We start from the raw sequence: 14,902 nt of genomic DNA, 5'->3' as shown, positions 1-14,902 counted from the left end.
ATTTGCTATAAGAGAAGGCGGAAGAACAGTTGGTTCAGGTGTTGTTACTAAAATAGTTGAGTAATTATTATTTTATTAAAAAGGACTGGGTTTCTAGACCTAGTCCTTTTTAAGGGAAAATAAATTGCTAAAAATTTTGCTGTATTTAATCTAAAATATTAAAATTGTTGACATAATTGTTAACTTATGATAGATTATTAAGGTAAAACACAGCGTTGGAGTAATATTAGTAACATTTATATAAATGTAATGAGAGCGAGGTGCAGATTATGAGAGTAAAAATTACCTTAGCATGTACAGAGTGTAAACAAAGAAATTACAATTCAACTAAAAATAAAAAGAATGATCCAGACAGATTAGAAATGAAAAAATATTGTAAATTCTGCCACAAGCATACATCTCATAAAGAAACAAAATAACACAGAATATTTTAAGGATGTGGATGAAATGGCTGTTAATGAAAAGGTTAGAGGCAATAAAGAATCAAAAATAAAATTATTTATAAAGCCTTTTAAAAGTATTAAAGCAGAAACCAAAAGAATAACTTGGGCACCTAAAAAAGAAGTAAAAAAGGCACTAGCAGCTGTGGTTACTTTCTGTGTTATCTTTACAGTTATAGTTGTAATATTGGATTATGGTTTCAATAACCTCTTCAATTTGATTTTTAAATAAACAAAAAGGAGGTAGGGGTGGAAGAGTCCGTCCCTTTGATTATGGCAGAGAGAGCTAGATGGTATGTGGTTCACACATATTCTGGGTATGAGAATAAAGTGAAAGCAAATTTAGAAAAAACAATAGAAAATAGAAACTTTCATCATTTAATTCAAGACATTCAAGTTCCTATGGAGGAACAAGTGGAAATAAAAGATGGTAAGAAAAAAACTACTTTAAAAAAAGTATTTCCAGGATATGTTCTTGTAAAAATGATAATGAACGATGATTCTTGGTATATAGTTAGAAATACAAGAGGAGTTACAGGTTTCGTAGGTCCAGGGTCAAAACCTGTACCACTTACCGATGAAGAGGTTCAAAATATGGGTATTACTGAAAAGCCTGTTCAAATTGACCTTGAGGTAGGAGAAACAGTTAAAGTTGTATCTGGTCCATTAGAAAATTTTGTTGCTTTAATTCAGGAAATAAATACTGAAAAGCACAAAATTAAAGCTCTTGTAAATATGTTTGGGCGTGAAACCCCAGTAGAGCTTGAATTTAACCAGGTAGCTAAATTAGATTAAAACTTATAAGATTTAGGATAGCTAAATCTTAATAAGTGGGAGGACTATAAGTCCGATTACCACATTATAGGAGGTGTAAACTCATGGCTAAAAAAGTAACAGGAATGATTAAACTTCAACTTCCTGCAGGAAAAGCAACTCCAGCACCACCAGTTGGTCCAGCACTTGGTCAGCATGGTGTAAATATTATGGGATTTTGTAAAGAATTTAACGCTAAGACTGCAAATCAAGCAGGGCTTATAATCCCAGTAGTTATTACAGTATATCAGGACAGAAGCTTTAGCTTTATACTAAAGACTCCTCCAGCAGCTGTATTATTAAAGAAAGCAGCTGGAATTGAAAGTGGTTCTGGTGTACCAAACAAAAATAAAGTTGCTAAAATTTCAAAAGCCAAGCTTAGAGAAATTGCAGAAACTAAGATGCCTGATTTAAATGCTGCATCAATAGAAGCTGCAATGAGCATGATAGCTGGAACAGCTAGAAGCATGGGTATAACAATTGAAGAATAATATAAAAACTAGAGTTTAATATCTACCAACTTAAACGTAGTATAATGTACGTTATCGGTGGGAGGTAAAAAACCGTTAATACCACAAAGGAGGTTTAGCAAAATGGGAAAGAATTATATAGAAAGTGCTAAGCTTGTTGATAAAAGTGTTCTATATTCTGCACAAGAAGCTGTAGAGCTTGCTGTAAAAACATCAAAAGCTAAATTTGATGAAACTATAGAACTTGCTGTTAGACTTGGAGTTGACCCAAGACATGCAGATCAACAAGTTAGAGGAGCTGTTGTACTTCCTCATGGAACTGGTAAAACAGTTAAAGTTTTAGTATTTGCTAAGGGAGATAAGGCTAAAGAAGCTGAAGCAGCAGGTGCTGATTTTGTAGGAGCTGAAGAGCTTGTAGAAAAAATTCAAAAAGAAAACTGGTTTGACTATGATGTTGTTGTAGCTACTCCTGATATGATGGGTGTAGTAGGAAGATTAGGAAGATTACTTGGTCCTAAAGGCTTAATGCCAAATCCAAAATCTGGAACAGTTACTTTTGATGTTTCTAAAGCTATTGCAGAAATTAAAGCTGGTAAAGTTGAATATAGAGTAGATAAAACAGCTATAATTCATGTTCCAATTGGGAAAAGATCATTTGGAGCTGAAAAACTTCTTGAAAACTTTAAGACAATAATGGAAGCTATAATTAAAGCTAAGCCTGCAGCAGCTAAAGGACAATATATTAAGTCAGTATCTGTATCAAGCACAATGGGTCCTGGAATAAAAGTTAACCCAGTTAAAGCTTTAGAATAATATTGACTTAAGTTGCAAATTTTGATATACTTTCAAAAGTTGTAATATTAAAATTTAAATAGAATAGTATTCCGTAGACAGTAGGTGCATTTGCATAAAGGGTTTCCAACCTACCGAGGGTTCCAATATAGATATAAACAATTGGTCTCTCCGCGTCTACGGAGGGACTTTTAATTTTACTAAGCAGTTCTAAAACTGTGAGGAGGTGGACGCAGTGAGTAAAAATCTAGAATTAAAAAAGGCAAAAGTTGTTGAAATAAAAGAAAAAATGCAAAAAGCTCAAGGTATTGTATTTGCCAAATATCAAGGCTTAACTGTTGAGGAAGATACAGAGCTTAGAAGAAAATTAAGAGAAGCAGGAGTAGAATATAAAGTATATAAAAATACTTTAACTACATTAGCTGCTAAAGAACTTGGGTTCGATGGAATAATAAATTATTTAGAAGGACCTGTTTCAGTAGCTTTTGGTTATGATGATGCTACTGCACCAGCTAGAATTCTTAATGATTTTGCAAAAGATCATAAAAAACTTGAATTAAAAGCTGGTATAGTTGAAGGAACAATATATGATACTGAAGGAGTTAAAAAACTTGCTTCAATACCATCAAGAGAAGTTCTTATTGCAAAATTACTTGGAAGCTTCAAAGCTCCATTATCAAATCTTGTTTACTTATTAAATGCAATTAGTGAAAAGAAAGAATCAGCTGAATAAGCTTAATTAAAAATTTTGGAGGTGCTGTTTAAATGACAAGAGAAGAAATTATTCAAGCTATAAAAGAAATGACTGTATTAGAATTAAATGAACTAGTAAAAGCATGTGAAGAAGAATTTGGAGTTAGTGCTGCTGCTCCTGTAGCAGTTGCTGGTGGAGCTGCTGCTGCTCCAGCTGCTGAAGAAAAAACTGAATTTGATGTAATATTAGCTAATGCTGGTGGAGAAAAAATTAAAGTTATAAAAGTTGTTAGAGAATTAACTGGTCTTGGATTAAAAGAAGCTAAAGAACTAGTTGATGGAGCTCCTAAGACATTAAAAGAAGGCGTAAGCAAAGAAGATGCTGAAGCTATGAAAGCTAAACTTTCTGAAGTTGGAGCTACTGTAGAAATAAAGTAATAAAATAATATAAAAAAAGAAGCGCTTCTACAAAAGCGCTTCTTTTTTTAATGTAACTATTGACACATAAGTTTTATTATGGTAACATAATTAATTGCATTGATTGATGAATATTTCATATTTATATTAAAATTTTATGAATTATTTTTTAAAAATATGAATTATTTTGACAATTTAGGTTATACTGATACGATGAATGATACGGTTTTTTCCAAATGCACTAGTTCCTAGGAGATATTATGTGCTTTTGGTTATTTTTACTTTAAGTAAGGGGTGATAATCCATGGTACATCCTGTAAAAGTTGGGAAAAGAACAAGAATGAGTTTTTCCAAACTTAAAGAAGTAGCAGATATGCCAAATTTAATTGAAGTTCAGCTAGATTCCTACCAATGGTTTTTAGATGAAGGGTTACAAGAAGTTTTTGATGATATTAATCCTATTACAGATTATACTGGTAACCTTATTCTTGAATTTGTTGGCTACAAACTTGATTTAGATAATATCAAGTATTCTGTAGAAGAATGTAAAGAAAGAGATGCTACTTATGCAGCACCGTTAAAGGTAAAGGTTAGACTTATTAACAAAGAAACTGGAGAAGTTAAAGAACAAGAAGTTTTTATGGGAGACTTCCCTCTTATGACTGAACAGGGTACTTTTATAATTAATGGAGCAGAAAGAGTAATAGTAAGCCAGCTGGTGAGATCACCAGGTGTCTATTATAGCTATTCAGTAGATAAAACAGGTAAAAAACTTTTTTCATCTACTGTAATACCTAATAGAGGAGCGTGGCTTGAATACGAAACTGATTCAAATGACGTAATTCATGTAAGGATAGATAAAACAAGAAAACTTCCAATAACTGTTTTAGCTAGAGCTATGGGTTGTGGCAGTGATAATGAACTTACTTCATTTTTTGGTGAAGAAGAACGTCTTAAAGCTACAATAGAAAAAGATAGTACTAAGACTAAAGAAGAAGCACTACTTGAAATTTATAAAAGGTTAAGACCAGGTGAACCTCCAACTGTAGAAAGTGCAACATCTCTTATAGATTCATTATTTTTTGATGCAAAAAGATATGATTTATCTAGAGTTGGAAGATATAAATTTAATAAGAAATTAGCACTTCATCTTAGAATTACTAATCAAATTGCTGCTAAAGATATTATAAGCCCTATTACTGGAGAAATATTAGTTCAAAAAGGCGAAAAAATTGATAGAGAAAAAGCTTTAGAAATTCAAGATTCAGGCATTAATTCTGTAGATATAGCAGTTGAAGATAGAATAGTTAGGGTAATAGGCAATAATTTTGTAAAATTAAATAAAGTAGTTGATTTTAATGTTGATGATCTTAACATAAGGGAACTTGTACATTATCCAACATTAAAAGAAATCCTTGATAATTATAGTGATGAAAATACTATAAAAGAAGAAATAAAGAAAAACATACATAGATTAATACCAAAGCATATTATAAAAGATGATATATTAGCTACTATAAGCTATGAATTAGGATTAGCGTATGGAATAGGTCATGTTGATGATATAGATCATTTAGGGAATAGAAGATTAAGATCTGTTGGAGAATTGCTGCAAAATCAATTTAGAATTGGTCTTTCAAGGATGGAAAGAGTAGTTAGAGAAAGAATGACAATTCAAGATCAAGAAGTTATAACACCACAAGCACTTATAAATATAAGACCTGTTGCAGCAGCTATAAAGGAATTTTTTGGAAGTTCACAGCTTTCACAGTTTATGGATCAGACTAATCCTCTTTCAGAACTTACTCATAAAAGAAGACTTTCGGCATTAGGACCTGGAGGTTTATCAAGAGAAAGAGCAGGTTTTGAAGTAAGAGACGTTCACCATTCACATTATGGTAGAATGTGTCCAATAGAAACTCCTGAAGGACCAAACATTGGTCTTATAAATTCATTAGCAACTTATGCTAAAGTTAATGAATATGGATTTATTGAAACACCTTATAGAATTGTAGATAAAAAGACAGGTATAGTAACTAATGAGATAGTTTATCTTACTGCTAATGAAGAAGATGAATATTTAATTGCTCAGTCAAATGAGCCTTTAGATGAAGAAGGAAGATTTATAGATAAAAAGGTAACAGTAAGAGCACAAGAAGAGATTATAGTTGTTCCAAGAGAAGATGTTGATCTTATGGATGTATCTCCAAGACAATTAGTATCTGTTGCTACAGCTATGATACCATTTCTTGAAAATGATGATGCCAGCCGTGCTCTTATGGGATCGAACATGCAGCGTCAAGCAGTACCTCTTCTTAAACCAAGTGCACCTATTGTTGGTACGGGAATAGAATATAAAGCAGCTGTAGATTCTGGAGTTCTTCCTAAAGCTAAAAATGCAGGAATAGTTACTTATGTAAGTGCTAATGAAATAAGGGTTAAAAGAGACTCAGATGGAGGGACAGATACCTATAGGCTTTTAAAATTTAAAAGATCAAACCAAGGTACCTGTATAAATCAAAGACCTATTGTAAGCAAAGGTGAAAGAGTTGAAGTTGGTACAGTATTAGCAGATGGTCCATCAACAGATATGGGAGAAATAGCATTAGGTAGAAATATTCTTATTGGATTTATTACTTGGGAAGGATATAACTACGAAGATGCTATGCTTATATCCGAAAAATTAGTTGCTGATGATGTATTTACATCAATTCATATTGAAGAGTATGAAGCAGAAGCAAGAGATACTAAATTAGGACCAGAGGAAATAACAAGAGACATTCCTAATGTAGGTGAAGATGCTCTTAAAGACATTGATGAAAGAGGTATAATAAGAATAGGAGCTGAAGTAAGGTCTGGAGATATTCTTGTAGGTAAAGTTACTCCTAAGGGAGAAACTGAGCTTACTGCAGAAGAAAGACTTCTTCGTGCTATATTTGGTGAAAAAGCTAGAGAAGTTAGAGATACTTCTTTAAGAGTTCCACACGGTGAAGCTGGTATAATTGTTGATGTTAAAGTGTTTACAAGGGAAAACGGAGATGAACTTCCTCCAGGAGTAAACAAATTAGTTAGATGTTATATAGCTCAAAAGAGAAAAATATCTGTTGGAGATAAAATGGCTGGAAGGCATGGTAATAAAGGTGTTATTTCAAGAGTACTTCCAGAAGAAGATATGCCATTTTTACCAGATGGAAGACCACTGGAAATATGTTTAAATCCACTTGGAGTTCCTTCTCGTATGAATATAGGGCAGGTGCTTGAAGTACATCTTGGATGGGCTGCAGCTAAATTAGGATGGCATATAGCTACTCCAGTATTTGATGGAGCTACAGAAGAAGATATAATCGAATGTCTACAAAAGGCTGGATATGAAACAGATGGAAAAACTGTTCTTTATGATGGAAGAACAGGAGAACCTTTTGATAATAGGGTAACAGTAGGATATATGTATATATTAAAATTAGCCCACTTAGTTGATGATAAAATACATGCACGTTCCACTGGACCATACTCATTAGTTACTCAGCAGCCTTTAGGAGGTAAAGCTCAATTTGGTGGCCAAAGATTTGGTGAAATGGAAGTTTGGGCACTTGAGGCTTATGGTGCAGCTTATACTCTACAAGAAATATTAACTGTTAAATCAGATGATGTTGTAGGTAGAGTTAAAACTTACGAATCAATTGTAAAAGGTGAAAATATACCAGAGCCAGGAGTTCCAGAATCATTTAAGGTTCTTATAAAAGAACTTCAAGCATTATGTTTAGACGTAAAAGTTCTTAATGATAATAAGCAAGAAGTTAAACTTAAAGAATCTGTAGATGAAGAAATTGAAGAATTGGACGTTAATATAGAAGGAACAGAAGATTTTGTTCCACCTGCTCCAAGTGAAGAATATGTTGAAACATTAGATGAAGATACTGAGGAAGATCAAGATTTAGAATTAGATTATGATGAACTTCCAATAGACAGTTTTGAAGATGATTTAGAGCTAGATGATTTTAATGATGAACACTAATTATGAAGGGAGGATGTACCCTTGTTTGAATTAGATAATTTTGATGCTATACAAATAGGATTAGCTTCACCTGAACAAATAAGAGAATGGTCAAGAGGTGAAGTAAAAAAACCAGAAACTATTAATTACAGGACATTGAAGCCTGAAAGAGATGGATTATTTTGTGAAAGAATTTTTGGACCACAAAAGGATTGGGAATGTCATTGCGGTAAATATAAAAGAGTTAGATATAAGGGTATAGTTTGTGACAGATGTGGAGTTGAAGTCACTAAAGCTAAAGTAAGACGTGAAAGAATGGGGCATATTGAACTTGCTGCCCCAGTATCTCATATATGGTATTTCAAAGGGATACCATCACGTATGGGATTAATTTTAGATATGTCTCCAAGAGCTTTAGAGAAAATACTTTATTTTGCATCATATGTTGTTATAGATCCTAAAGAAACACCACTTTTAAAGAAACAGCTCTTAACTGAAAAAGAATATAGAGAAGCTATAGATAAATATGGCGAAGATAGTTTTACTGCAGGAATGGGAGCTGAATCAATTAAACTTCTTTTGCAGGAAATAGATTTAGAGCTAATGTCACAAGAATTAAAAAAAGAATTAAAGGATGCAAATGGTCAAAAGAAAATAAGAATTATAAGAAGATTAGAAGTAGTTGAATCTTTTAGAAAATCAGGTAATAGACCAGAATGGATGATATTAGATGTTGTACCAGTTATTCCTCCTGATTTAAGACCAATGGTTCAGCTAGATGGAGGAAGATTTGCTACCTCTGATTTAAATGATTTATACAGAAGAGTTATAAACAGAAACAATAGATTAAAAAAGCTTCTTGATTTAGGAGCACCGGATATTATAGTTAGAAATGAAAAAAGAATGCTTCAAGAAGCAGTAGATGCTTTAATTGATAATGGAAGAAGAGGAAGACCTGTTACAGGTCCTGGTAACAGACCATTAAAATCTCTTTCTGATATGCTAAAAGGAAAACAAGGAAGATTTAGACAAAATCTTCTTGGTAAGCGTGTTGACTATTCAGGACGTTCTGTTATAGTTGTAGGTCCAGAATTAAAAATGTATCAATGTGGACTTCCAAAAGAAATGGCACTTGAACTATTTAAACCATTTGTAATGAAAAAACTTGTTGAAAGTGGTGTTGCACACAATATTAAGAGTGCAAAGAGAATGGTTGAAAGAGTTCAAAATGAAGTTTGGGATGTACTTGAAGAGGTAATTGAACAGCATCCAGTTCTTCTTAATCGTGCTCCTACATTGCATAGGCTTGGAATACAGGCTTTCCAGCCGGTTTTAGTAGAAGGAAGGGCCATAAAACTTCATCCTCTTGTTTGTACTGCATATAATGCCGATTTTGATGGTGACCAGATGGCAGTACACGTTCCACTATCTGTAGAAGCACAGGCTGAAGCAAGATTTTTAATGCTTGCTGCTAATAATATATTAAAACCATCTGATGGAAAACCAGTAAGTGTACCTACACAGGATATGGTTCTTGGTTCCTATTATTTAACAATAGATAAAGATGGAGCTAAGGGTGAAGGAAGAGCATTTTCTTCTGTTGACGAAGCAATAATGGCTTATCAGCTTGGAGAAATAGAACTTCAAGCAAAGATTAAAGTTAAAATGACAAAAGAAATAAATGGAATTTTAAAAAGTGGAATAATTGAAACTACAGTTGGAAAAATTATATTCAACGAATCTATACCTCAAGATTTAGGTTTTGTAGATAGAAGTATTCCAGGAAATGAATTTAAATTAGAAGTTGATTTTCTTGTTGACAAAAAGAATTTGGGAAAGATAATAGATAAATGTTATATAAAATATGGTCCTACTGTTACATCAATAATGCTTGATAATATAAAAGCTAAGGGATATCATTATTCATGTATAGGAGCAATAACTGTTTCTACTTCAGATATGATAGTTCCTAAAGCAAAGAAAACATTGCTTGAACAGGCAGATGCAGCCGTAGATAAAATCGAAAAAATGTACAGAAGAGGATTTATATCAGAAGAAGAAAGATATGAAAGAGTAATAGAAACATGGAGTAAAACAACAGAAGATGTTGCTGATGCTTTAATGGATAGCTTGGATAAATTTAATCCTATATTTATGATGGCAGATTCAGGAGCCAGAGGTTCTAAAAGCCAGATTAAACAATTAGCTGGTATGAGAGGACTTATGGCTAATCCATCAGGTAAGATAATAGAACTTCCAATAAGAGCATCTTTTAGAGAAGGACTTGATGTGCTTCAATACTTCATATCAACTCACGGTGCTAGAAAAGGTAATGCAGATACAGCATTAAAAACGGCAGACTCTGGATATCTTACAAGAAGACTTGTTGATGTAAGCCAAGATGTTATAGTTAGGTACGAAGATTGCGGCAGTACTCAAGGATTTGAAGTATCAGAAATTAAAGAAGGTAATGAAGTAATAGAATCTTTAAAAGAAAGACTTGCTGGAAGGTATAGTGCAGAAGATATTATTAATCCTGAAACTGGAGAAGTATTAGTTCCAAAAGATGAATATATTGATGTATTTACGGCAGAGAAAATCGAAAAACTTGGAATTAAGAAAGTTAAAATCAGATCTGTATTTACCTGCAAAGCTAAATTTGGAGTATGTGCAAAATGTTACGGAATGAATATGGCAACAGGCGAGAAAATAAATAATGGAGAAGCTGTAGGAATAATTGCAGCACAATCCATAGGTGAACCTGGAACTCAGCTTACAATGAGAACTTTCCATACTGGTGGAGTTGCTGGAGCAGACATAACTCAAGGTCTTCCAAGAGTTGAAGAATTGTTTGAAGCAAGAAAACCAAAAGGACTTGCAATAGTAAGTGAAACTGCAGGAACTGTAAGAGTTGAAGAAACTAAAAAGAAGAGAATAGTTTATGTAACTTCCGAAAGTGGAGAAGAAATAAGTTACGATATACCATTTGGTTCAAGGCTTAAAGTAAGTAATGGTGATGTAATTGCTGCTGGAGATGAAATAACTGAAGGTTCAGTAAATCCACATGATATTCTTAGAATTAAGGGAGTTGAAGGAGTTAAAAACTATCTTCTATCAGAAGTTCAAAAAGTTTACAGGCTTCAGGGTGTTGATATAAATGATAAGCATCTTGAAGTTGTAATAAGACAAATGACTAGAAAAGTAAAAATAGAAGATTCTGGAGATACAGATTTGCTTCCAGGTACTTTAATTGACATATTTGATTTCGAAGAAGAAAATAAAAAGGTAGAAGCTATGGGTGGAAAACCAGCTGAAGGAAGTGTAGCACTTCTTGGTATAACAAAGGCAGCTCTTGCCACAGATTCATTCTTATCAGCAGCATCTTTCCAAGAAACTACTAGAGTTTTAACTGATGCAGCTATAAAAGGTAAGGTAGACCCTCTTGTAGGATTAAAGGAAAATGTACTTATAGGAAAACTTATACCTGCTGGTACAGGAATGACAAGATACAGATCTATAAAAATAAATACAGAACGTAGTACAGAAAACAACGATGAAAACAGTATTGAAAATGGAATAGAAAAAGAAACAGCATTAGATGTTTAAAAATTTAAGTTTATTGACATAATTCGCATAAAATGATAAAATACAATTTGTGTGATTTTATAGGGATATAAAATTATTTTATATCCCTATGGAAGTATTTTAGGGGGTTACACTATGGTAGAAAGGCTAAATGGTAAAAAGGTCGTTGGAATAAAACAAAGTATTAAAGCTATAAAAAACAATAAAGTAAAAGCATTATATGTAGCAATGGATGCTGAAGCAAGACTTATTGAACCAGTAGTAAAACTAGCCGAAGAAAATTCCATAGAAATCCATCATGTTAATACTATGAAAACCTTAGGTAAATTATGTGGGATTGACGTAGGTGCTTCCGCTGCGGTAATACTTGAGGATTAATGTGTTAATTATCAAATTTTATATAGCTTAAATTTTAAAAGGAGGTGTAAGTATGCCAACAATTAGCCAGTTAGTTAGAAAAGGAAGAAAAACTGTTGAAGAAAAATCTACAGCACCAGCATTACAAGGAAGTCCACAAAAAAGAGGAGTTTGTACAGTAGTTAAAACAACAACTCCAAAGAAGCCTAACTCAGCTCTTAGAAAAATTGCTAAAGTTAGACTTACTAATGGATATGAAGTTATAGCTTATATCCCAGGTATAGGACATAACCTACAAGAGCACAGTGTTGTTCTTATAAGAGGTGGTAGAGTAAAAGACCTTCCTGGTGTTAGATACCATATCATAAGAGGAGCATTAGACTCAGCTGGAGTAGCTAACAGATTACAAGGAAGATCTAAGTATGGTGCAAAGAAACCTAAGAAAAAATAGTTTTAAAACTAACTAGTGCTAGGTCTTCAGCATTTATATATAGATAATAAATTTTTATTGATATAGATATGCATTTGAAGTACAGAGCACTTGCCGGTAAAAATTACCGAGTACCTATGATCTTAAATTTTAAATGTTAAGGAGGGAAGTAAAGTGCCAAGAAAAGGACATATAGCGAAAAGAGATGTATTACCAGATCCAGTATATAACAGTAAGGTTGTTACTAAATTAATAAATAATATAATGGAAGATGGTAAAAAAGGAGTAGCTCAAAAGATAGCTTATGATGCATTTGAAATAATAGCTGAAAAAACAGGTAAAGATCCATTAGAAGTTTTTGAAACAGCTATGAATAATGTAATGCCATTACTTGAAGTTAAAGCAAGAAGAATTGGTGGAGCTACTTATCAAGTACCAATGGAAGTTAGACCAGAAAGAAGGCAGACTTTAGGTATCAGATGGATTCTCGATGCAGCTCGTAAAAGAGGAGAAAAATATATGAGACTTAAACTTGCAGGAGAATTAATGGATGCTGCTAATAATACAGGAGCTGCCGTTAAGAAAAGAGAAGATACACATAAAATGGCTGAAGCGAATAAAGCTTTTGCACATTACAGATACTAATATAGAAACTGTTTTGGCATTGCCAAAACAGTTTCTATAAAATTTTATTGTGGAATAAAATGTAAACATCGAGAGGAGGAAAAAGTGTGGCTAGACAATTTCCATTAGAAAAATTCCGTAATATCGGTATAATGGCGCACATAGATGCTGGTAAAACAACAACAACAGAACGTATATTGTTTTATACAGGAAAGACACACAAAATTGGTGAAGTTCATGAAGGTCAGGCAACAATGGACTGGATGGTTCAAGAGCAGGAAAGAGGTATAACAATTACTTCAGCTGCGACAACTGCTCAATGGAAAGGTTATGCAATAAACATCATTGACACACCAGGACACGTAGACTTTACCGTTGAAGTAGAAAGGTCTTTAAGAGTACTTGATGGTGCTGTTACAGTTTTAGATGCAAAAAGTGGTGTTGAACCACAAACTGAAACTGTATGGAGACAGGCGGATAAATATAGTGTACCAAGAATGGTATATGTAAATAAGATGGATGCAGTAGGAGCTGATTTCTTCCATTGCGTTCAAACATTAAGAGATAGATTAAAGGCTAATGCTGTTCCAATACAAATACCAATAGGCCAGGAAAGTGATTTTGTTGGTATGGTTGATTTAATAAGAATGGTTGCTATAATACACAAAAATGATATTGGAACAGAAATAGAAGAAACAGAAATTCCTGAAAATTTAAAGGCTCAAGCAGAAGAATACAGAGCAGCAATGATAGAAGCTGTTGCTGATACTGATGAAGAGTTAATGATGAAATATCTTGAAGGAGAAGAAATAACTGAAGAAGAAATTCATAGAGCAATAAGAAAAGCAGTTATAGCTAATGAATTAGTTCCAGTTATATGTGGTTCTTCATATAAGAACAAAGGTGTTCAGGAAATGCTTGATGCAGTTGTTGCATATATGCCATCACCATTAGACATTCCTCCTGTTAAAGGTACAAATCCAGATACAGGAGAAGAAGATGAAAGACCTGCAGATGATAATGCTCCAATGGCAGCACTAGCATTTAAAATAGCAACTGACCCATTTATTGGAAAACTTGCATTCACAAGAGTTTATTCCGGTGTTATGTCAAGTGGAACTTATGTTCTTAACTCTACAAAAGGTAAGAAAGAAAGACTAGGAAGACTTGTTAAAATGCATGCTAACCATAGAGAAGAGGTTGAAGAACTTAGAGCAGGGGATTTGGGAGCTATAGTTGGATTAAAAGATACTACAACAGGTGATACACTCTGTGCAGAAAATGCTCCAATTATACTTGAAAGCATGGAATTCCCAGAACCTGTTATAAGAGTTGCTATTGAACCAAAGACAAAAGCTAGTCAGGAGAAAATGGCTATAGCTTTAGCAAAACTTGCTGAAGAAGATCCAACATTTAAAACTTATACAGATCAAGAAACTGGTCAGACAATTATAGCAGGTATGGGTGAACTTCATCTTGAAATAATTGTTGATAGACTTCAAAGAGAATTTAAAGTTGAATGTAATGTTGGAGCTCCACAAGTTGCATACAAAGAAACTATTAGAAAAGCTGTTAAAGCTGAAGGTAAATTTGTTAGACAGTCTGGTGGACGTGGTCAATATGGTCACTGTTGGATAGAACTTATACCAACAGAAGGAGAATATGAATTTGAAAATGCTATTGTTGGAGGAGTAATTCCAAAAGAATATATTCCTGCTATAGATAATGGAATAAGAGAAGCTGCTCAAAATGGTATACTTGCTGGATATGAAGTTATGAACTTTAAAGTTAGACTTTATGACGGTTCATACCATGATGTAGACTCATCAGAAATGGCATTTAAGATTGCTGGTTCTATGGCATTTAAAAATGCTATGGCTAAAGCAGACCCAGTGTTACTTGAACCAATGATGAAGGTTGAAGTAACTGTACCAGAAGAGTACATGGGAGATGTTATGGGAGACATAAATTCCAGAAGAGGAAGAATTGAAGGCATGGAAGCAAGATCAGGTGCTCAAGTTATAAGAGCTTTTGTTCCTCTTGCAGAAATGTTTGGATATGCAACTACTCTTAGATCAAGAACACAAGGAAGAGGAGTATATTCTATGGAATTTGATCATTATGAAGAAGTTCCAAAGAGTATACAAGAACAAATTATTGGAAATAAATAATTATATATAATATAATTAAATAATAAATATATAAAAATAATTTTATTGGTTGAAATAAAGGAGGAAATAAAAATGTCAAAGGCAAAATTTGAAAGAAGCAAGCCACATGTAAATAT

General features: G+C 33.2%; 13 protein-coding genes and 1 other annotated feature. All 13 genes read left to right on the top strand.

The window, feature by feature from the left end; all coding sequences use genetic code 11:
- Positions 1-269: 269 nt before the first annotated feature.
- The 13 genes from rpmG to fusA all read left to right on the top strand — a co-directional run bounded on the left by rpmG (position 270) and on the right by fusA (position 14,786).
- On the top strand, positions 270-419 hold the full coding sequence (gene rpmG / locus EGD97_RS11820) for a 50S ribosomal protein L33 (protein WP_078683289.1): 150 nt from the start codon (positions 270-272) through the stop codon (positions 417-419).
- 28 nt (positions 420-447) lie between these two features.
- Entirely contained in the window at positions 448-672 is a 225-nt protein-coding gene (secE, locus tag EGD97_RS11815) for a preprotein translocase subunit SecE (protein WP_078683290.1), read from the top strand.
- Between the two features lie 41 nt (positions 673-713).
- Positions 714-1,235, top strand: coding sequence for a transcription termination/antitermination protein NusG (gene nusG, locus EGD97_RS11810; protein WP_078683291.1), 522 nt, complete (start codon positions 714-716; stop codon positions 1,233-1,235).
- An 83-nt stretch (positions 1,236-1,318) separates the two neighbouring features.
- The gene (gene rplK / locus EGD97_RS11805; RefSeq protein ID WP_078683292.1) at positions 1,319-1,744 is read left to right on the top strand and encodes a 50S ribosomal protein L11; all 426 of its coding nucleotides are present in this window, start codon (positions 1,319-1,321) and stop codon (positions 1,742-1,744) included.
- A gap of 102 nt (positions 1,745-1,846) precedes the next feature.
- On the top strand, positions 1,847-2,536 hold the full coding sequence (rplA, locus tag EGD97_RS11800; RefSeq protein ID WP_127837513.1) for a 50S ribosomal protein L1: 690 nt from the start codon (positions 1,847-1,849) through the stop codon (positions 2,534-2,536).
- 53 nt (positions 2,537-2,589) lie between these two features.
- Positions 2,590-2,719 (top strand) — a sequence feature (ribosomal protein L10 leader region).
- Between the two features lie 31 nt (positions 2,720-2,750).
- Positions 2,751-3,248, top strand: coding sequence for a 50S ribosomal protein L10 (rplJ, locus tag EGD97_RS11795; RefSeq protein ID WP_127837512.1), 498 nt, complete (start codon positions 2,751-2,753; stop codon positions 3,246-3,248).
- Between the two features lie 32 nt (positions 3,249-3,280).
- Complete coding sequence (gene rplL / locus EGD97_RS11790; protein WP_078683295.1) at positions 3,281-3,646, top strand: 50S ribosomal protein L7/L12; 366 nt, start codon at positions 3,281-3,283, stop codon at positions 3,644-3,646.
- Between the two features lie 283 nt (positions 3,647-3,929).
- Complete coding sequence (gene rpoB / locus EGD97_RS11785; protein WP_127837511.1) at positions 3,930-7,640, top strand: DNA-directed RNA polymerase subunit beta; 3,711 nt, start codon at positions 3,930-3,932, stop codon at positions 7,638-7,640.
- A gap of 21 nt (positions 7,641-7,661) precedes the next feature.
- Positions 7,662-11,225 carry a DNA-directed RNA polymerase subunit beta' gene (rpoC, locus tag EGD97_RS11780; protein WP_078683297.1) on the top strand — a complete coding sequence of 1,188 codons (3,564 nt, stop codon included), beginning with the start codon at positions 7,662-7,664 and terminating at the stop codon, positions 11,223-11,225.
- A gap of 114 nt (positions 11,226-11,339) precedes the next feature.
- On the top strand, positions 11,340-11,582 hold the full coding sequence (locus tag EGD97_RS11775; protein ID WP_078683298.1) for a ribosomal L7Ae/L30e/S12e/Gadd45 family protein: 243 nt from the start codon (positions 11,340-11,342) through the stop codon (positions 11,580-11,582).
- A 52-nt stretch (positions 11,583-11,634) separates the two neighbouring features.
- The gene (rpsL, locus tag EGD97_RS11770; RefSeq protein ID WP_078683299.1) at positions 11,635-12,012 is read left to right on the top strand and encodes a 30S ribosomal protein S12; all 378 of its coding nucleotides are present in this window, start codon (positions 11,635-11,637) and stop codon (positions 12,010-12,012) included.
- 153 nt (positions 12,013-12,165) lie between these two features.
- A complete protein-coding gene (gene rpsG / locus EGD97_RS11765; protein ID WP_078683300.1) occupies positions 12,166-12,636 on the top strand; it encodes a 30S ribosomal protein S7 in 471 nt (156 codons plus the stop codon).
- Between the two features lie 86 nt (positions 12,637-12,722).
- Positions 12,723-14,786, top strand: a complete 2,064-nt coding sequence (gene fusA / locus EGD97_RS11760; protein WP_078683301.1) for an elongation factor G — start codon at positions 12,723-12,725, stop codon at positions 14,784-14,786.
- The last annotated feature ends 116 nt before the right edge of the window (positions 14,787-14,902 follow it).

The sequence above is a fragment of the Clostridium prolinivorans genome, from assembly GCF_004011155.1.
Lineage (GTDB): Bacteria > Bacillota > Clostridia > Clostridiales > Clostridiaceae > Clostridium_AT > Clostridium_AT prolinivorans.
This window is presented reverse-complemented; position numbering and strand designations above follow the sequence as displayed.